The organism is Acinetobacter sp. P37 (assembly GCF_057480965.1).
The window spans coordinates 1-19,185 of record NZ_JBLIYY010000020.1 but is presented as its reverse complement, the minus strand read 5'-3'; the positions used below and the strand labels follow the sequence as shown (position 1 = coordinate 19,185).

General features: G+C 40.9%; 19 protein-coding genes. 10 read left to right on the top strand and 9 right to left on the bottom strand.

Annotation, left to right across the window (positions count from 1 at the left end; genetic code table 11):
• Nucleotides 1-34: 34 nt before the first annotated feature.
• The 3 genes from AC25JC_RS15045 to guaD form a co-directional block, all read right to left on the bottom strand.
• Nucleotides 35-292 (bottom strand): GlsB/YeaQ/YmgE family stress response membrane protein, encoded by a 258-nt coding sequence (locus AC25JC_RS15045; RefSeq protein ID WP_078189516.1) that lies wholly within the window; start codon nucleotides 290-292, stop codon nucleotides 35-37.
• A gap of 179 nt (nucleotides 293-471) precedes the next feature.
• Nucleotides 472-999, bottom strand: coding sequence for a hypoxanthine phosphoribosyltransferase (hpt, locus tag AC25JC_RS15040; protein ID WP_078194457.1), 528 nt, complete (start codon nucleotides 997-999; stop codon nucleotides 472-474).
• Between the two features lie 225 nt (nucleotides 1,000-1,224).
• Complete coding sequence (gene guaD, locus AC25JC_RS15035; RefSeq protein ID WP_486924345.1) at nucleotides 1,225-2,541, bottom strand: guanine deaminase; 1,317 nt, start codon at nucleotides 2,539-2,541, stop codon at nucleotides 1,225-1,227.
• Nucleotides 2,542-2,749: 208 nt separating this feature from the next.
• Here guaD and AC25JC_RS15030 point away from each other — a divergent pair, with 208 nt between their 5' ends.
• Nucleotides 2,750-3,364: a nucleotidyltransferase family protein gene (locus tag AC25JC_RS15030; RefSeq protein ID WP_486924344.1), complete on the top strand. Its 615-nt coding sequence runs from the start codon at nucleotides 2,750-2,752 to the stop codon at nucleotides 3,362-3,364.
• A gap of 65 nt (nucleotides 3,365-3,429) precedes the next feature.
• Here the strand turns inward: AC25JC_RS15030 and AC25JC_RS15025 are convergent, their stop codons facing one another.
• Both AC25JC_RS15025 and AC25JC_RS15020 read right to left on the bottom strand, forming a co-directional pair.
• A complete protein-coding gene (locus AC25JC_RS15025) occupies nucleotides 3,430-4,395 on the bottom strand; it encodes a TerC family protein (protein WP_486924343.1) in 966 nt (321 codons plus the stop codon).
• A gap of 302 nt (nucleotides 4,396-4,697) precedes the next feature.
• Entirely contained in the window at nucleotides 4,698-5,891 is a 1,194-nt protein-coding gene (locus tag AC25JC_RS15020) for a sugar transporter (RefSeq protein WP_180116548.1), read from the bottom strand.
• 132 nt (nucleotides 5,892-6,023) lie between these two features.
• Here AC25JC_RS15020 and AC25JC_RS15015 point away from each other — a divergent pair, with 132 nt between their 5' ends.
• The 3 genes from AC25JC_RS15015 (at nucleotide 6,024) to AC25JC_RS15005 (ending at nucleotide 8,048) form a co-directional block, all read left to right on the top strand.
• On the top strand, nucleotides 6,024-6,329 hold the full coding sequence (locus AC25JC_RS15015; RefSeq protein WP_347269446.1) for a GNAT family N-acetyltransferase: 306 nt from the start codon (nucleotides 6,024-6,026) through the stop codon (nucleotides 6,327-6,329).
• A gap of 306 nt (nucleotides 6,330-6,635) precedes the next feature.
• Nucleotides 6,636-6,962, top strand: coding sequence for a GNAT family N-acetyltransferase (locus AC25JC_RS15010; protein ID WP_180122715.1), 327 nt, complete (start codon nucleotides 6,636-6,638; stop codon nucleotides 6,960-6,962).
• A gap of 615 nt (nucleotides 6,963-7,577) precedes the next feature.
• Nucleotides 7,578-8,048 carry a BLUF domain-containing protein gene (locus AC25JC_RS15005; protein WP_180122717.1) on the top strand — a complete coding sequence of 157 codons (471 nt, stop codon included), beginning with the start codon at nucleotides 7,578-7,580 and terminating at the stop codon, nucleotides 8,046-8,048.
• A gap of 61 nt (nucleotides 8,049-8,109) precedes the next feature.
• Here AC25JC_RS15005 and mpl read toward each other — a convergent pair whose 3' ends face one another.
• Nucleotides 8,110-9,474 (bottom strand): UDP-N-acetylmuramate:L-alanyl-gamma-D-glutamyl-meso-diaminopimelate ligase, encoded by a 1,365-nt coding sequence (gene mpl / locus AC25JC_RS15000; protein ID WP_486924342.1) that lies wholly within the window; start codon nucleotides 9,472-9,474, stop codon nucleotides 8,110-8,112.
• A 274-nt stretch (nucleotides 9,475-9,748) separates the two neighbouring features.
• Here mpl and AC25JC_RS14995 point away from each other — a divergent pair, with 274 nt between their 5' ends.
• Complete coding sequence (locus AC25JC_RS14995) at nucleotides 9,749-10,087, top strand: DMT family protein (protein WP_078189529.1); 339 nt, start codon at nucleotides 9,749-9,751, stop codon at nucleotides 10,085-10,087.
• A gap of 129 nt (nucleotides 10,088-10,216) precedes the next feature.
• Here the strand turns inward: AC25JC_RS14995 and AC25JC_RS14990 are convergent, their stop codons facing one another.
• On the bottom strand, nucleotides 10,217-10,561 hold the full coding sequence (locus AC25JC_RS14990) for a hypothetical protein (protein WP_486924341.1): 345 nt from the start codon (nucleotides 10,559-10,561) through the stop codon (nucleotides 10,217-10,219).
• 215 nt (nucleotides 10,562-10,776) lie between these two features.
• Here AC25JC_RS14990 and purE point away from each other — a divergent pair, with 215 nt between their 5' ends.
• From purE to AC25JC_RS14975, 3 genes are all read left to right on the top strand, one after another.
• Complete coding sequence (purE, locus tag AC25JC_RS14985; RefSeq protein WP_078189531.1) at nucleotides 10,777-11,289, top strand: 5-(carboxyamino)imidazole ribonucleotide mutase; 513 nt, start codon at nucleotides 10,777-10,779, stop codon at nucleotides 11,287-11,289.
• Between the two features lie 16 nt (nucleotides 11,290-11,305).
• Nucleotides 11,306-12,427, top strand: coding sequence for a 5-(carboxyamino)imidazole ribonucleotide synthase (locus tag AC25JC_RS14980; RefSeq protein ID WP_486924340.1), 1,122 nt, complete (start codon nucleotides 11,306-11,308; stop codon nucleotides 12,425-12,427).
• 730 nt (nucleotides 12,428-13,157) lie between these two features.
• Nucleotides 13,158-14,444 carry a lytic murein transglycosylase gene (locus tag AC25JC_RS14975; protein ID WP_486924339.1) on the top strand — a complete coding sequence of 429 codons (1,287 nt, stop codon included), beginning with the start codon at nucleotides 13,158-13,160 and terminating at the stop codon, nucleotides 14,442-14,444.
• Nucleotides 14,445-14,542: 98 nt separating this feature from the next.
• On the opposite strand, the gene AC25JC_RS14970 is transcribed toward AC25JC_RS14975, so the two are convergent.
• Nucleotides 14,543-15,670, bottom strand: a complete 1,128-nt coding sequence (locus AC25JC_RS14970; protein WP_180095153.1) for an anhydro-N-acetylmuramic acid kinase — start codon at nucleotides 15,668-15,670, stop codon at nucleotides 14,543-14,545.
• Between the two features lie 63 nt (nucleotides 15,671-15,733).
• Here AC25JC_RS14970 and tyrS point away from each other — a divergent pair, with 63 nt between their 5' ends.
• Complete coding sequence (tyrS, locus tag AC25JC_RS14965; protein ID WP_171262600.1) at nucleotides 15,734-16,966, top strand: tyrosine--tRNA ligase; 1,233 nt, start codon at nucleotides 15,734-15,736, stop codon at nucleotides 16,964-16,966.
• 496 nt (nucleotides 16,967-17,462) lie between these two features.
• On the opposite strand, the gene AC25JC_RS14960 is transcribed toward tyrS, so the two are convergent.
• Nucleotides 17,463-18,104 (bottom strand): YczE/YyaS/YitT family protein, encoded by a 642-nt coding sequence (locus tag AC25JC_RS14960; protein WP_180108237.1) that lies wholly within the window; start codon nucleotides 18,102-18,104, stop codon nucleotides 17,463-17,465.
• A gap of 224 nt (nucleotides 18,105-18,328) precedes the next feature.
• Here AC25JC_RS14960 and AC25JC_RS14955 point away from each other — a divergent pair, with 224 nt between their 5' ends.
• A complete protein-coding gene (locus tag AC25JC_RS14955; protein ID WP_180024981.1) occupies nucleotides 18,329-18,601 on the top strand; it encodes a hypothetical protein in 273 nt (90 codons plus the stop codon).
• Nucleotides 18,602-19,185: the final 584 nt, after the last annotated feature.

Here is a 19,185-nt window from a genome sequence, read left to right as displayed (position 1 = left end):
TCTATAGGCGGGTATTTTAATGGTGCTATAAAAATTAGACGCGGGTTTTTTTCGTTACAAGGTTATAGATAAACAACACGATGATCGCACCAATGACGGAAGCGATAAATCCTGCAGCAGAATTTTCTCCATACAGACCTAATAAACGTCCGCCATAGGTCGCAAGTAAAGAACCTGCAATCCCGAGAATGGTGGTCATGATGAAACCGGCTTTGTCATCTCCAGGATGGATCGCACGTGCAATTAAACCAGCAATAAAACCAACAACAATCGCAACAATGAGTGACCACATAGTAACTCTCCTTTTGTTATCATGTATTTGTTTTTTACGACATGTTCAATCTTTATCTTTAATCAAAACTGCGCTGAGCTATAGCCTAAACATGCAAAAAACTGTTGTTTTTTTGTTCAAAACAAACCAAAAAATAAAAAAAAAGTGGCCTTCGGCCACTCTTAAGTATCTGATTTTACTTAGAGACCAATTTCGCCAATAAATGGAATATGACGATATTTTTGATCATAGTCCAGACCATAACCCACGATAAATTTATCTTCGACTTCAAAACCTAAAAATTTCACTTCGAGTTCAATCTCACGACGTGAAGGCTTGCTAACCAAAGTACAAAGCTCGATTGAATTTGGATTGCGCGTCTGTAAAATTTCTAAAACTTTGCTTAAGGTATTTCCTGAATCGATAATATCTTCAACCACCAAGACATCTTTATCTTTAATGTCGCCGTCTAAATCTTTTAAGATTTTAACATCACGAGTAGATACGGTCCCACCGCCATAACTTGAAACGGTCATGAAGTCGAGTTCATGCGGTTTTGAAATTGCGCGGCAAAGGTCAGCCATAAAAATAACAGAACCGCGTAAAAGACCGATTAACACCAACTCTTTGTCGCTGTTAGCATAGTGTGCATCAATTTTTGCGCCAAGCTCTTTCACTTTAGCTTGAATTTCTTCAGTGGAAATCAGTACGCTCATTTGAACAGACATGGGTAGATACCTAAAAAAGCAAATCAAAAAAATAAAAAAGGTGTTGACTTGCAACACCTCTAAAGATGAACCAATTTTAATACATCTGGCTCGCAGATGCATCTTTTTTGCCGTTGAAAATGTAATCAGTTTTTCTTGGAAATGCTGTCACGCTTGAGTAAGCACAAACAAGCGACGGCAATCAGTCCAATTTTCAACGCTGTTTTTCGTCTCGGTCGAGCCGTTTTATGCTTTGACATACGCACATTGTCCAAACACATAGGTGGCATGGATATTACGATCATCACCCATCAGCATGAGGGCAAATAAAGCATCTTCCAGATTTTTGGCACGTTGTTGACGTAAGGCTTGTAAAGCCGTGGCATTTAAATCGAGCACCACAAAATCTGCTTCTTTGCCTAAATCAAAGTTTCCAAGTTTGTCCTCTAGATCTAAGGCTTTTGCTCCACCTAAAGTGGCATGGTACAGCGCTTCAAATGCGGATAGTTTATCGCCTTGAAGTTGTTGAACTTTGTAGGCTTCATTGATGGTTTGCAGTTGGTTAAATGAGGTGCCTGCGCCAATGTCTGTGCCTAAGCCGACTTTCACCTGTTTTTCCCATGTTGTCTTTAATGGAAATAACCCACTGCCTAAGAACAAGTTCGAGGTGGGACAAAACGCAATGGCAGAGTTGGTCTGATGCATACAGTCCCATTCGGCATCTTCCAAATGCACGCAGTGCGCAAACACGGAACGTGATCCGGTCAGACCATAATGATGATAAACGTCTAAATAGCCGTTTTGCTCAGGGAATAATGATTTAACCCACGCTATTTCATTTTTATTTTCACTCAAATGCGTATGTACATAGACATCAGGATACTCGGCTTTTAGCTCCCCTGCCCGTGTCAATTGCTCAGGCGTTGAGGTTGGGGCAAAGCGAGGCGTGATGGCATACAGGTTACGGCCCTTGCCATGCCACTTTTCGATGAGTGCTTTGGAGTCGTTGTAGCCACTCTCAGCTGTGTCACATAATGCTTCAGGGGCATGTCGATCCATCATGACCTTACCGGCAATTAAGCGCATCTGATGCTGTTCTGCAGCCTTAAATAAAGCATCGACCGATTGTGGATGAACGGTACAAAAAACCAAGGCTGTTGTGGTTCCATTTTTGAGTAACTCGTTTACGAAGAACTGTGCAATTTGCTCTGCATAAGCCGGATCTTCAAATTGGATTTCGGTTGGGAAGGTATAAGTATCAAGCCATTCCAGTAGCTGTTCACCATAAGCCCCCATCATTTCCGTTTGTGGATAATGAATATGGGTGTCGATGAAACCCGGAACAATCAATTGATCTGGATAATGTTGTACTTCAACCTGATCTGGGAGATGGTGTTGGCCCTCAGACCATGGACCGAACCATTGAATTTTTCCGGCTTGCGTAATCAGCAAACCATCTTCGAAATAGCGCACTTGGTCGTGAATTTCACGTGCTTGGGCAACTGTATTCTGAATATCTAGAAAGCGACCACGGATCGCGGTAGATGCGATAACAGAAGACATGACATACCTGCAGTTTAGAATTTTTTCGGTTGATTGTAGCCCAATTTGGCTAGAAAAGGCGTTGCTGTAATTAGAGGATCATGTTCTAAAATATCGAACAGCCATTAATGTATGTCGAGAGCATGTCATTTTTTCAAAGCGATTGATTAAATCAATGCGCTTGTGTCAGGCTAAATCGAATCAAAGAATAGAATTCAACAGTGTATCTATGTCCCATCCAATGCATCCTGTGAATCAATCACAGCTTGAAGCCACGTATGTTGAGCGCTTGCAGCAACTGATTCGGCAACATGACGGCATCATGTCTATTTTAAAGCAGCTTTATTTGGTGGATGCCAGTGCGTATATTGCCGCAGGTGTCATTCGAAATATGCTGTGGTCAGTGCTACACCAACACAGCTATACACTGTCCAATACTGAGGTAGATATCATATTTTATGATGCTGAGGATAACGGTGCTCATAGTGATCAGATCCAAAAAGAAATGCAGTCTTTCTTTCCATTAATACAGTGGGATGTGACCAACCAAGCTTTGGTGCATCATTGGTATCGTTTAGACAATGGTGATTCTATTTTGCCCCTAACATCGATTTCCCATGCCCTTTCTTTGTGGGTTGAAACTGCAACGGCTGTTGCAGTCCGTTTAAATGAGCTTGATCAAGTAGAAATCGTGGCACCATTTGGACTAGCTGATTTATTTGAATTAAAACTGCGTTGGAATTCAACCTTAGTTAGTCGAGCGACTTTTTTGCAACGTATAGAAGCGAAAAAATTTTTACAACGCTGGCCGAAACTCAAACTCTTGATGACGCTTGAAGCTTAGCTGATGGCTTTGTTACAGAATAAAAAAAGCCTTCTCGAAAGAAGGCTTCCATTTATCTAAGCGTTTTATAACGTGGTTTGATGGTACTTCTTACTGTGTCGGATCGATAACCACGCGGTGATGGTTAAGGTCACCACAATAAAGCCGAGTGAAATCCAAATTGGCATGTGGAACACATCGAGCAACAGCATCTTAGCGCCAATAAATACCAGAATAATGCCCAGACCATATGGTAAGTAATGCATTTTCGATGCAGCACCAGACAAGAGGAAGAACATGGCACGTAGACCCAAAATCGCCATCAAGTTTGCAGTCAGTACAATGAATGGGTCAGAGGTAACCGCAAAGATTGCTGGGATTGAGTCCACCGCAAAAATGACGTCCGATGCTTCAACCAAGATCAACACTAAAAAGAGCGGCGTTGCCCACAAGACACCATTTTGACGAACGAAGAATTTATCTTTATGCATTTGAGGAGTAATACGCATGTGTTTACGTAGCCACTTCAAAATCGCCATATCTTCGATATCTTTATCTTCTTCGTCTTGGCCTTTAAGGAATTTAAAGCCGGTATACACCAAGAACGCACCGAAGAAGTACAGCACCCAAGAGAATTCTTGAACAAACCATGCCCCAATAAAAATAAAGATGGTACGCAGTACAATTGCGCCGAGGACACCGTAGAGCAACAGTTTACGCTGCAAAGCAGGTGGAATGGCAAAGGCAGCAAAGATCATGAGCCAGACAAAAACGTTATCAATTGCGAGTGATTTCTCGAGCAGATAACCAGCGAAATATTCCATGACTTTGGTGTTTGCAACAGCGACACCAGCGGTTTGCTGTAAGTAGAGCCACAATGCACCACCGAATAAGGTAGCCACAGAGACCCATGCAATACTCCAATAGGCAGCGGTTTTGACTTTGATTTCTTGGCCTTTGTTATTTTTAAAGCCTAAAAAGTCGATGAGTAGCATGATGGTGACTAAACCGAAAAATGCCAGATATAGCCATAAAGAGCCAATCGTTTCCATGTGTATTCTCCACATCTAACAACCAGCCATAAAAAAACCTCGACCAGTTGCCAGACGAAATAAAACGCCTGAGACAACATGATCAAGGTCTTGCCTACATCGTACTGTAATGATTTGCAGCTGCGATGCTCAGATACCGACTTTTTGCAAAGTGTAATGACGATATTCTGACACGTAAAACAAGGTTTACGTTTGGAGGAGGCTACTCCCCTTGTTCAAATTTTGTTTTGGACATTGTCCAAATATGCGGCAAAGCATGACAGTTTTTAGTACAAAGTGCAATCGGCAATTTACGAATTCATTTAATGTGCCACAGGAGGATTAAAATCACCACGTTGTACCAACGCTAAGGCTAAAAGTGTGCCGATCACTGCGATGATTCCTCCGATCACACCAATATAACTCAAACCGAAATGAACGCTGACGATACCGCCCAAGAGTGCACCACCGCCAATCCCGACATTATAAAGTCCTGAATAAATGGCCATGGCGACATCGGTGGCATCGGATGCGAGATGCAGCGTCTTTGACTGTAATGCAAGGCTAAATCCAATGATACTCATGCCCCATAGTAGGCACACCGCACTCACACCTGCAAAACTCAGAGAAACAGGCAGCAACAGCAGCATGGATAAAGCCAGTGTGGCTGTACTCAAAGGAATCGCAACTTTAGGATATTTCCCACCAAATTTCCCGAACAGATAAGAACCTAGAAAGCCTGCAGCACCAAAGATTAATAACAACGTGGTGGTTTGCATGGAACTGAATGCAGCAATGTTGAGTGAGAACGGTTCGATATAGCTATATGCGGTAAATTGCGCGCTAATGATGATAATGGTTAATGCAAAGACCATCATTAAGCTTGGACGGCGAATAAACTGTTTTAAGCTGCTTAGCGAGCCAGAGTTCAAACTCGGCAGTATTGGCAGCGTTTTGGCTAAAATCAGGCAAACGATACTGGCGCCAATGCCAATCAGAGCAAAGGTATTTCGCCAACCATAGGCTTCTCCGACCATACGCCCAAACGGAATACCGAGAACCATCGCCAAAGCTGTGCCTGTGGCCAAAAGCCCCAAGGCTTGAAATTCTTTGCCTTTCGGTGCAACACGAACTGCCAGCGACGCAGTAATGGACCAAAAAAGTGCATGCGAGAAAGCAATGCCAATTCGACTGAGCAATAAAGTATTAAAGCTCCATGCGAAATACGACAGAACATGGCTGACAATAAACACTATAAATAAGCAAATCAGGAGTGATCGACGTTCAATATTTTTGGTCAATAACATGATCGGCAATGAAATCGGCGCAACCACCCATGCATAGAGCGTAATCATGATGCCGACATCGGTCGCGGCTAAGCTAAAGGTTTTGCCAATATCGCTGAGTAAAGCGACAGGTACAAATTCAGTGGTATTAAAAATAAATGCTGCGAAAGCCAAAGCAATCACAGCCGTCCAAGAGCCAGAAGAAGCCGTTTCGGAGGGAGAGGCAGACATGAGTGTCTTCAAATAAATAAAGTGGCTTATTTTACTATGCTCTATACACAAGCAGGAACCGATTAAAGCCCTGTGCATGCGCTTTAAATTAATACAAAAACAACAGAGTTGACCTGCATTACATGCCAATTTATAAAAAAATGGAGGAAATTTAAGATGTTTGTACAACAAGATGATGATCAAAAAAAAGGAGCTTTCTTTGTTGAGCAAGATGGGGAACGTTTGGCAGAGATGACTTACTCATGGGCAGGCGATGATAAATTTATTATTGATCATACCGATGTCAGTGACAGCTTGCGAGGACAAGGTGTTGGACGACATCTCCTCGATGCAGCAGTGAATTTTGCTCGGGAAAAGAACGTGAAAATTATTCCACTCTGTCCTTTTGCAAAATCTGTATTTGATAAAGATGAATCGATTCGTGATGTTCTACGCTAAATTGTACAGCGTGATGTAGATTAATCATTTGGATAAATAAAAACAGCCTGATCGTATTGCAATCAGGCTGTTTTTATTTGAAATTTAGCTGTGAAATTGAATTAAGATCGTGATTTATACAGCGATACAACCAAGCATGCTGCAGCAATGAGCAATACAAAGATAGCGATAAGATAAAGGTCCATAATAAAAATATCCGGCAAGTGTGATTTAATTGTTTTTTAATTAATGTGAAAGGTGTACGGATTTATTATCACCTACAGTTGAATATAGGTCGTTTAAGTTCTGTACCAATCACTTTCTCGTTTGTTACACGGTGTATTTTTTCATAAAAAGGAAGAAAAAACAGTGACTATGCAACATCAAGATAACGGTCAAAAAGGTGAATTTTTTCAGTTAAATGCTGAGGGTGAACGGCTCGCAGAAATTAGTTATCTATGGCGTGATGAACATACCATTGTGGCAAATCACACGTGGGTAGATGATTCATTGCGTGGGCAAGGTATGGCTCGAGTGTTATTGGATCATTTGGTGGAATTCGCTCGTGATAAACGCTTAAAGATTATTCCAACTTGTTCTTATGTTGATGTGATGTTTCGTAGAGATAAAACCCTTGCCGATGTTCAAGCCTAAAAAAGCCCGCCATGCGGGCTTTTCTATCATTATGAAATTTTTAAAAAAAACTTAAAAAGCTAATTTGTATTTAATTGAGCTTTAATTTTAACAGCGTAGTAGGTACTTTGAAAAGATTTGGCCAAAACTGCAATAAGATCGAGCAGCTTGATATCCCTAAAATCAAGCTTAAACACATGATATTTAATAATGCAAAGTCATTCAGTACAAAATAAATACTGCCAATAGTCATCATCATTAGTAAATAAATGAGATAGTGAGGAATCGCAGTACGCAGTGTTATTCCTAAAATAAATGAGCAAATAACGACATTAAAAAAATCTGAAACGCCAAAATTATTCAGTATGATCAAGGCAGCAAAATATACACAAGTGATTGATAAAAAAATGAGTAAATTCTTGAGCATGGTAGGCCTCTTTATTCATCTTCAAATGGAAATAATTTCATTGTTTTAATATGTATGAGTTTAAAAAAATGAAGGTGATATCGGTATACGTGATCTTGGTTTTGTGTTGTAAGTTAAAAAGCACATTTGATTAAAAAATATACAAATATTTACTCATCCTGTAGCGCTTTCTACGTTAAAATCGTGCAAATACTTTAAGAATAAATACAATGATACAACTCTGTTATGCCAGTACACGTGTAGAACAACAATTTGATTTAATACAAGATTTAAGTGATATTTTGGTGAGAGCCCGCAGCTTCAATACCGAACAGCGTATTTTTGGCGTGCTGTACTATGCCGAAGGCCGGTTCTTCCAATGCCTGCAAGGTGAGCAAGCGGCTCTCGAACAGCTTTTTCAGCTTATTGCGAAAGATACTCGCCATCGGGATATTGTGCGTTATCCTGATCAAAATATTGATCAAATCGATTTTTCAAAATGGTCGATGAAATATGTCAACCGACATAGTGAAATTGCTAGTTTGTTTCAGCGCTTTGGATATTCAAGCTTTCAACCCGACGTGCTCAATCTAGAACAAATTCAGGCGTTTTTAACGACATTGTTAAGATTAGAGAATGTTGAACAGCCGGTTAAGCTGGATTTAGGCTATAAAAACCGAGGCTATCAGCATTATTTTTAAGCTGAGTGTGAATAAAAAAAAAGCCCGCGCAGCGGGCTTTTTTTTATTTTATCTAGTGGGTTTAGGCTTTTAATGCACTGATCAACTTCTGATGTAAACCACCAAAACCGCCATTCGACATAATCACCACAGCATCGCCCTCGCCTGCCTCGCTTACGATGGTTTGAATGATCTCATCCAGTGAACGAGCCACCACAGCTTTATTCGTAGCAGCTTCAATCACAGGCTGTAGATCCCAATCCAAACCTTCAGGTTGATACCAAATCACTTCATCCGCTAAGCGTGCAGAATGTGCAAGGCCATCTTTATGGCTACCCATGCGCATGGTATTAGAACGTGGCTCGATTACTGCCCAAAGCTTACGTTGACCCAGACGCTTACGCGCACCTTCTAATGTGGTATCAATCGCCGTTGGGTGATGTGCAAAGTCGTCATAAACTTCAATGCCACGGATTGTGCCCAAAAGCTCCATACGACGTTTTACACCGCCAAAATTTGAAAGTGCTTCACACGCCGTTTCAATCGAAACACCGACATGTTCAGCCGCAGCAATGGTTGCCAAAGCATTGGCTACACTGTGTTGCCCAGTCATATTCCATTTGACTTCGCCTTTCACGACACCATGCTGTAGCACTTTGAAATGTGAACCGTCAGCAGACAATTGTTCTGCATACAATTCAGATTTGTCATTGGCATCTAAAGATGTACGCACCACAGGTGTCCAGCAGCCCATTTCCAAGACTTCATCAATATTTGTTTCAGTGATGGGCGCAATGATACGGCCTTCACTTGGAATAGTACGCACTAGATGATGGAATTGCTTTTGAATCGCAGCCAAGTCTTCGAAGATATCGGCATGGTCAAATTCAAGGTTATTTAAAATCGCTGTTTTAGGATGGTAATGCACAAACTTAGAACGTTTGTCGAAAAATGCCGAATCATATTCATCGGCTTCTACACAGAAGTATTTTCCACCGCCTAAACGTGCGCTTTCACTAAAGCCTAAGGGTACGCCGCCAATCAAGAAACCCGGGTTTAAACCCGCTTGATCGAGCACCCATGCCAACATGGTTGTGGTTGTGGTTTTACCATGTGTGCCTGCAACACCTAAGACATGTTTACCTTGTAGCACGTGGTCTGCAAGGAACTGTGGGCCAGAAATATAAGGCAGGCCTTCGTTCAGCATGTATTCCACTGCATCAATGCCACGTTTCATGGCATTGCCGACAATCACGAGATCTGGGTGTGGTTGAAGGTGGCTACGGTCATAGCCTTGCATTAAGGTAATGCCTGCATTTTCCAATTGGGTAGACATTGGTGGGTAAACGTTTTGGTCTGAACCCGTCACCTTATGTCCTAAATCACGCGCCAAGAGCGCCAATGAACCCATAAAGGTGCCACAAATACCCAAGATATGCAGATGCATTCGTTCTAACTCCACTGCTTTTATCGACACATCACTTTGTTATTGTGGTGTTGTCATTATAGATTTGGTTGAAAAGGTTAATTTCATTTGAGAGCAACCATAGCAAGGGTCTTAGGGAAAAGATAGATTTTTTTGTATGAGATCGTGCAAAAAGATTGAGCTCGTAACTGATCAAATGTACGCAATTTTCTTGAGGATAAAAACACGGAAAATAGGCGCGAAATCGTGATGAAAAACGTACAATATGCGCAAATTTTTGCGATCTTGATTGCTTATGTCACTTGCCCTGTTTTTATTGATTATTTCCAACTGTTTTATGACTTTGGCCTGGTATGGGCATTTGAAGTTTTTACATGATGCACCGCTTTGGCAAGCGATTTTATTTGGATGGGCTATAGCATTACTCGAATATAGTTTTATGATCCCAGCAACGCGACTGTTGGCCAAACATGGGTGGTCTTTGGGTCAAATGAAAATCACACAAGAAGTCGTGACGCTATTGGTCTTCGTTCCATTTATGATTTTCCTTTTTAAACAACCCTTTAAGTTGGACTATTTGTGGGCAGGTTTATGCCTTTTTGGATGTGTCTATTTCGTGTTTCGCAGTGCTTAACTGATCCAATGCTGCATGGCTCTGATCATTTAAGTGAGGCGTGTTTGCAGGCATTTTTGAGGACTTTACTAAACTCACGGTCTCGTGGAGTGGGATCTTCATAGTCAAAGGCATAATCACTCTCATTGGTTAGTACAGTCTTTGACCGTCTGCTTCAAAGTTCATGAGAGCAAAACCATAGCTTTGGTCATCACAATAAACACGATATTCTGAAATTGAATACATTTTATCGCGGCCATCATCTGCTTTGTAATAGCCTGTCATCTTGACCGGCTTACGTTCATCAATGATCGATTTTCCGGTGACTAAAAATTTTTCGTGGATGTAGCCATTACTCTTAATTTGGCCGTTATAGCCTTTTTGTTGCTGTAAGAGGTTAAAGTCTTTTTCAAATTGGCTTGTATTGAGTTGAACGAGTTGGGCAAAACTCGGAGAGCTTAGGGCTAGAGTAAGTAGGATAAACATCTGTTTCATGTTTAAAGTGTCTTATAAATATTGATTTAATAAAAGTTTTTATAAAATTGAAAAAAATAAAAATATTTTCATCAAAATATTATGGAGTTTTCTCTTTAAAGACAACCGTTAAATTTTATTGAGATGAATTTTCAGTCTATAATATGGGGCTCTTATTAAAGCTTGGCTCTAGTCGAGATTTACTCTCTCTTACTTTAATCTCTGGAAACATTGCAATGAATGCGGCCGCTTCACAAGACACTCCTCTCGTTGGAATTATCATGGGTTCTCAATCGGATTGGGCAACGCTAGAAAACACTGCCAATATGCTGAAACAGCTTGGCGTCCCATTTGAAGCGGAAGTTGTATCTGCACACCGAACTCCAGATCGATTATTCGAATATGCTGAAACCGCACGTGATCGTGGTATTCAAGTGATTATTGCCGGTGCTGGCGGTGCAGCGCATTTACCAGGTATGTGTGCAGCCAAGACTGACCTACCTGTACTTGGTGTACCGGTAAAATCATCAATTTTAAACGGCGTGGATTCATTGCTGTCTATCGTGCAAATGCCAGCAGGTATTGCCGTTGGTACTTTGGCGATTGGCCCAGCGGGTGCGACCAATGCAGCGATCATGGCGGCACAAATTTTAGGTTTAACGCGTCCTGAAATCGCAAAAAATGTTGCAGATTTCCGCGCTGCGCAAACCGATAAAGTGGCGAGTAAAAATATTCCGGGTCAAGCTTAATTAAGGGGCATTTCTCATGGATAAAACCATTGGTATTTTTGGTGGTGGCCAGCTCGGTCGTATGATGGCGCAAGCGGCATTGCCTTTAAACATTCAATGCACCTTCTTTGAAGCGAGTACTGAGTGCCCTTCTGCTGCGCTGGGTCCAGTGATTTCGACTCAAGCTGAAAATGGTTTGCAAGATTTCATTCAGAGCGCAGATGTTTTCAGCTTAGAGTTTGAAAATACCCCGTTGGCAGATGTTGATGTTTTGACCAAGAACAAAGCATTGCACCCACCGCGCCAAGCTTTAGCGATTGCACAGCATCGTTTGTCCGAAAAGGCTTTGTTTGATGAATTGGCTATCCCAGTTGCACCTTATAAGGCCGTGACGTCTTTCGAGGATTTACAAGCTGCTGTTGCTGAGTTGGGTTTACCCATCGTACTGAAAACATCGCGTGGCGGTTATGACGGTAAAGGTCAATTTGTGCTACGTAGCGCTGAGCAAATGGATCAAGCATGGGCTGAACTAGGCCCTGCAGGTGAATTGATCGCGGAAAGCTTTGTAACCTTCTCACGTGAAGTCTCAATCATTGCGGTGCGTGGTCAAGATGGCGATGTGAAAACATGGCCATTGGCGGAAAACCACCACCACAACGGTATTTTGTCGCATTCAATTGTGCCTGCGCCAAACAGCGCAGACTTACAACCAGTTGCGCAAGACTACATTACTCGCCTGCTCAATCATTTGAATTATGTCGGTGTTTTGACGCTAGAGCTGTTTGTGACAGATAAAGGCTTATATGCCAATGAAATGGCGCCACGTGTGCATAACTCGGGGCATTGGTCGATTGAAGGCGCAGTGTGTTCACAATTTGAAAACCACATTCGTGCTGTAGCAGGCCTACCTTTGGGTTCGACTGAAGTTGTTCGTCCAACGGTCATGGTAAACATCATTGGTCAACATCCGAAGTCTGAAGATGTATTGGCACTGAATGGCGCGCATTTGCATCTGTATAACAAAACAGAGCGTGAAGGCCGCAAAATCGGTCACATCACTTTAATGCCGAACGATACTGCTGAATTAACAGCTTTATGCCGTGCTTTGGCGAAAATTTTGCCGAATCCACTGGCACTTAGCGAAGATATGACCATTTAAACCTGTGTTTGAATGATAAAAAAGCGGTCATGCACATGGCCGCTTTTTTTATTGCTGTAGTTCGGGCATCATTGCGCCTCTTTGCAAAATCACACCGTTTATCGCTGAAACGATAAGAAACTATTGATCATAAAGTGTTCGTTCGTTTATAAATATTCTGCGTTAATCTTCGTATGATTTTTTGTGTATCAATAGCCTGTGATGTGTGTGAATCAAAATCAAAAATAACCAAAGCGTTTTGAATTTAAATTGTGTTTTTGAATTCAAACTATGAATTTGAATTCAAAAAATCCTATACCGAAACAATGAATTCAAAGTTTATGAATTTAAATTTGAAAAAATGAATTCATTTCGCTGTGTTTAAATTTAAAAATTTGAATTTAAAAGTTGCCTAGCCTTATTGAATCTATAGAGAGAGTCTTTTAAAAATTATAATATTTTGATTATTAATAATAAAAATGAATTTTCACGCCATTTTGAATTTATGGATAACTTTTTCTGCATGCAGTTTATTTTTGAATTTAAAAGTTTTGAATTTAAATTTAAACAGCTGTTTGGTTTGTAATGAATTTAAAACCAGATTGTGGATAACTGCTTTTGAATTTAAATTTTAAAAATGAATTTAAATAAGTAGAAATTATGAATTTAAATTTACGTTTTGAACCTTTAACTTTTGCTTTGAGCTGCTATTGTTAAAGCAACAATTTAAATTCAAAAAAAGATCTAGGGTATGAAGCATCACTTAGGATTTGTTTTCGGGACTGCTTTATTGGCAATAACTCAGGCAAATGCCGAGTTGGTTATTAATGGTCAGTCTGTCAATTCGTCGAGCATGCCTACAACAAGCAGCATTTCACCACAAAATAACTTTCAAGGTTGTTTAGCCAATTTGCGCTCGCAAGCAATGAATGCTGGTGTGAGTGCATCCACTTATGATCGCTATACACAAAATTTAACACCTGATTATTCTGTGATTGAAAAGCTCAACTATCAGCCTGAGTTTTCAACTCCGATTTGGGACTATCTGTCCGGTCTGGTAGATGAAGAGCGTGTACAACTGGGTCAGCAGAAATTGGCGCAGCATCGTGATGTATTAAACCGTGTCGCAGCGGCTTATGGTGTGCCTGCTGAAACCGTGGTCGCGGTTTGGGGTGTGGAGAGTAATTTTGGTGATATTGCGGGTAGCTATCCTTTATTACAGTCATTGGGCACTTTGAGTTGTGAAGGACGCCGTCAAAGCTATTTCCGTGGCGAGTTTTTTGCAGCCATGCGGATTTTGCAGCGTGGTGATTTAAATGAATCTCAATTGAAAGGTTCGTGGGCAGGTGCATTTGGTCATACCCAATTTATGCCGAGTACCTATGAAGAACTGGCCGTGGATTTTGATGGTGATGGCCGCCGTGATTTGGTGTCGAGTACCACAGATGCGTTGGCTTCAACTGCGAATTTCCTGAAAAAGCGTGGTTGGCAAACTGGTCAGCCGTGGGGCTTTGAAGTAAAAATTCCCGAAGGAATGTCGATCAGTGGTGAAAGTCGCCGTAATAAAAAATCCTTGGACAGCTGGATGAATCGTGGTTTGCAGCGTGCCGATGGTACACCGTTAATACAAGGTAACCTTTCTGGATCGAGCCAAGCAGGTTTAATGGCACCGGCTGGGGCAAGTGGGCCTGTGTTCTTGGTGTTTAAAAATTTCGATGCAATCTATAGCTACAATGCCGCAGAGAGTTATGCATTAGCGATTGCGCATTTATCCGATCGCTTGCAAGGCAAGGGTGGCTTTAGTACGACATGGCCAACCGATGATCCTGGGACTTCACGTGCGGAACGACGTGAGATTCAACAATTTTTACTTAACCGTGGCTATGACATTGGTAAAGTTGATGGATTAATTGGAGATAAAACCCGTCAAGCCATTCGACAAGAGCAAAATCGACTGGGTTTAAGTCCAACAGGTCGGGCGGGACAGCAGATTTTACGGGCTTTCCGTAATGAGCATGCCAAGGCAATGATGAATTAAGTTTGAGCTATGTTTTTATATAGTAGTCAATCTATATCAAAGCGTGTCTATATAAAAAAAGGTCTGCAATTGCAGACCTTTTTATATGTTTTTGACTCTTAAACCGCAGTGATTGTACCTAAGATACGATAGCCAGCAGCACCAGTCACACTTGGTAAATTTGCACTGAGTTGATTGACAAAGCGCATCGCCAGCCAAGCAAAGGCTGTGGCTTCCACCCATGTCGGGCTTAAGCCTAAATCTGCGGTACTTTGCACAGTCCATTCATGTTTACGTAGACGCCAGCGCAGTTGCTCTAAAAGGTGCGAATTGTATGCACCACCACCACAGACATAGACTTCACCAGTATCCATGTCAGAACGATAAATGGCTTTTTTAATAGCACGTGTGGTGAGTTTCATTAAGGTTGCTTGAATGTTTTCTGGCGTATCTTCGAGTTCGTCATATTCGAGATCTCCACGCCAATCGAGAATCTGTTCATCTAACCATTCTAGATTGAAGTCTTCACGACCTGTGCTTTTTGGCGGTTCTTTAGAGAAAAACTCATGTGCTTGTAAGCGGTCGAGCAGACTGCGAATAGGTTGACCATAAGCTGCCCAGTTCCCATTTTCATCATAGGGCTGACCAGTATAACGTTCGCACCAAGCATCCATTAAAATGTTGGCAGGTCCTGTATCAAAGCCATACACGGCTTCAGGTTGACCTGCAGGTAACATGCTGACATTGGCAATGCCACCCAAGTTTAAAATCACACGGTGAATGGTGTCATGTTGGAAAAGCGCTTGATGGAACGCAGGAACTAAAGGTGCGCCTTGACCACCCGCAGCCATATCACGGCGGCGGAAGTCTGAAATCACCGGGATTTTAGTGAGTTCGGTAATAATATTGGGGTCGCCAATTTGCAGGGTAAAACCATGTTCAGGGCGGTGGCGAATGGTTTGTCCATGTGAGCCAATCGCCTTGATTTGACTTCGATCTAGCTGATTCTTCTCGATCAACTCATTGATGCCATGACCGATCATTTGAGCTAAAGCTACGTCTGCCTTACCCATACGATCAATTTCGTTGTCATCAGGCAAGGTGAGAGCCATTAGTTCATCACGAAGGTCTGGGTCAAAGGGAAGTGTGAGCGTCGCATGAATCTCTAAAGGATCAAAAGAAGCAGCAACAATATCGACACCATCCATGCTTGTGCCGGTCATTACCCCAATGTAGATCGCTGTCATGATGATTCTTAAGCCTGCAATGTGCTGAAAAAGTGTTAGTATATCGCACAAATTGTATAACTGATCTATTTGGATTTTGTGATGTCAAATTTCCTGCCGGCTGAAGAACAACTTGCCCTCATCCAACGAGGCACACATGAGATTATTTCTGAAGAAGATCTTCTTAAGAAATTAAAGCAGAATCGCCCATTAAAAATTAAAGCGGGTTTTGACCCGACTGCACCTGATTTACATTTAGGTCATACGGTTCTGATTAATAAATTAAAAGTTTTCCAAGATTTAGGTCATGAAGTTTACTTCCTGATTGGTGATTATACAGCCATGATCGGTGACCCAACCGGTAAGAGCGCTACGCGTCCACCGTTGTCACGTGAAAAAGTTTTAGAAAATGCTAAAACTTATCAAGAACAAGTATTTAAGATTCTTGACCCTGCGAAAACTAAAGTTGTGTTCAACTCAGAGTGGTTTGGTCAAAAAACTGCTGCTGACTTGATTCAGTTGGCTTCACAGCAAACTGTGGCACGTATGTTGGAACGTGATGACTTCACTAAACGTTATAACAGCCATCAACCAATTGCGATTCACGAATTTTTATATCCATTGGTGCAAGGTTATGACTCAGTTGCGCTAGAAGCGGATGTAGAGCTGGGTGGTACAGACCAAACCTTTAACTTGCTGATGGGTCGTACATTACAAAGCCGTTATGACCAAGAATCTCAAGTGTGCATTACTGTGCCGATTCTTGAAGGTTTAGACGGCGTAAATAAAATGTCTAAATCTTTGGGTAACTATATTGCTGTATTTGATGCACCGGGTGCGATGTACCAAAAAGTGCTTTCAATGCCAGATGATTTGATCGAACGTTACTTTGACTTGTTGAGCTTTAAATCGATTGAAGAAATTCAACAGTTGCTTAAAGAAGTGGCTGAAGGTCGTAACCCACAAGAAGTGAAGAAAATTCTTGCACTTGAATTGGTTGAGCGTTTCCATGGCGCAGAAGCTGCAGCAAATGCGCACAAAGGTGCAGGCAACTTGATTACTGAAGGTGAACTTCCAGAAGGTACACCAGAAGTGACTATTTCTCGTGGCGCATTTGGTGGTGAGATTTTCATTACATCTATTTTGCGTGAAGCGGGTTTGACTAAAAATGCAGCTCAAGCAAAAGATGCAATTGGTCGTGGTGCAGTGAAAGTGGATTGGGAAGTGGTCGATGCAGGTTATGCTGTGTCAGAAAACAAAACTTTGATCATCCAAGCGAGCAAAAAAGCGATCGCAAAAGTAACTTTTACCGACTAATAAATTCTTGAATTTTTAGTTAAGTTATTGAATTAAAAGCAGGCTTCGGCCTGCTTTTTTTTACCAATTAATATATTAATAATATAAATAAGCAAATTCAAAAAAAACCTTATAAAAACAATACTTAAATTTTGCCAAATGTGTTGCATTTCTTGAATTTTATGTATAAGATTTATTCATCTAGAGAGATATATATACCATCTAGAGGGTACATAACGATAACTCCACTTTTTATAAGTCTCTTCCCCAAGGGACTCTTTTTTTAGTGAAGTAAACAGATAACTATAATAATTACACGATGGATCGACTAAAGATTCAATTCTAAGGGAAAGATTTTGGGAGAGATCTTTCCCTTTTTTATTTGTAAAATTGAGCTATTCCTTTCAAAAATCACATTCATTTCTGTATTAAAGATTTTAATCGCGCCAGAAAAAAGGCCCGATTCAATCGAGCTTTAAAATGTCTTTACTTAGATAGATGTTCATGGAGCTTGGTTTTAGGGCTTAGAGCCAAATTGAATGAAGCTTAATTTAGGTAAGATCCGCTTGACTAAAGTCCCGACTAAAAGTGCGGTAATAATGGTGCCTTCACGTACCCCGATGACTTGATGTAAGACCAGCCAACTGCTGATAACCGCAATACTGACCAAGAGGATGTCGCCATATGTTTTACAGTTGCCAAAATCAAGGCGATAACGAACAGCAATGGCTTGATAGAGGCCTTCTGCGGCCAAGAGGACTAGACTGGCTTTGACCACTAAGCTCACACCTAAAGCAGTAATCAGGCAACTTGCCAAGCAAGCCAGGAGTTGAAGTGGGTAACTTTCTATGCTCCAGCCTTGGGTGAGCCACATTAAACCGTCAATAAATGCACCAAACAAAATTCCCACGGGTAATTGCAACCACTGTATCCACTGAAAGCGTGATTTTAAGATCAGCATTTGCAACAGTATCATGACGATATGCATTAAAACTGTTAATGTGCCGACGGTGAGAGGAAAGATATAGCTAAAGCTGTAGGGCACCGAAGAAATAGGGGATGTCCCTAAATTTGAATGTATAGAGAGTACGACACCAAAAGCCAATAATCCTAATCCGCTTAATAGTAAGAATAAGCGTGGAAAAAACTGTGTTGGCATCCTGCACCTAAAAAATAAAAAGAGTGTACGTGAAATGCAGCCTGCGCTCTATGCGTCTAAAGCCCAAAAATAGTGGCTTTTTATGACTGTGATCGTTAATAGTGATTATTCAAATAAATAGGCTGTATTTTTATCAGCAAAAATGACTAAGCATGTAATTAAAATGATTTTTGCAAAAACAGGCCTTATGGAACAATGGTCAAAAATCAAAAAAGAGCAACAACATGGCGTATTACAATACCGATAATCATGATGAACAGATCGATCGAATCTTGAGATATTTATTTGACTACCAAACTAAACAGCATAAACGAGCATTATTTTGTGAGGCGCGGCAACAATTACATGATTTGGATATCGCAGCACAGTACCAACTATTCGCATTGGTAAGAGAACAACTCCCTAGACGTGCAAAGCTGCTATTTTCTGCCGAGGATTTCAGTGGAAAGCAACAAGTCATCTTGGAAGTCATGCAACATTTAGCATATGAACGTTAAAAAAATGCTTGGAAATATAAAAATGCACGCTAAAAAATGCCTATGAAGCTTGAATCGATATGATGACAGAAAAAAATTAAGTGCTTTGAAGAATAAAAGTAGACTAATGATTAATAAATAATCAAAGCTACTTTTATTAGACTTAAAAGTGCTGAAAAAGATTTGCTAGATATAAGAAATTTACTTAATTAAATATCGACTATTTGCTAAATATTTATAAAAAATGCTTAAAAAATAGGTAAAAGTGCAATTTTTTTAGCAAAAACGCTTATAAAAAATACATACGTGAAAAATATAGTGAATTGGGGGTTGCAATGATTCTGAAATGCTCTAGAATGCACCCCATACCGACGAGATAGACGGAAACGAACGAAACGCGAAGCGTTGAGTTGTTAAGTTTATCGAAGTCCAGCTTCTAGCATTGACGAAATGTTAGAAAGATCATTAAGAGATTATGAAGAACAACTTGTGTGGATTTTTACTGATTGATCGATCGAAATTATTTTCATTGATTGATGGTAGAAATTACTCGAAGTTTATTTGAGCAAATTTTTGTCAGTAATTGATGAGCCAAGATTGGCACC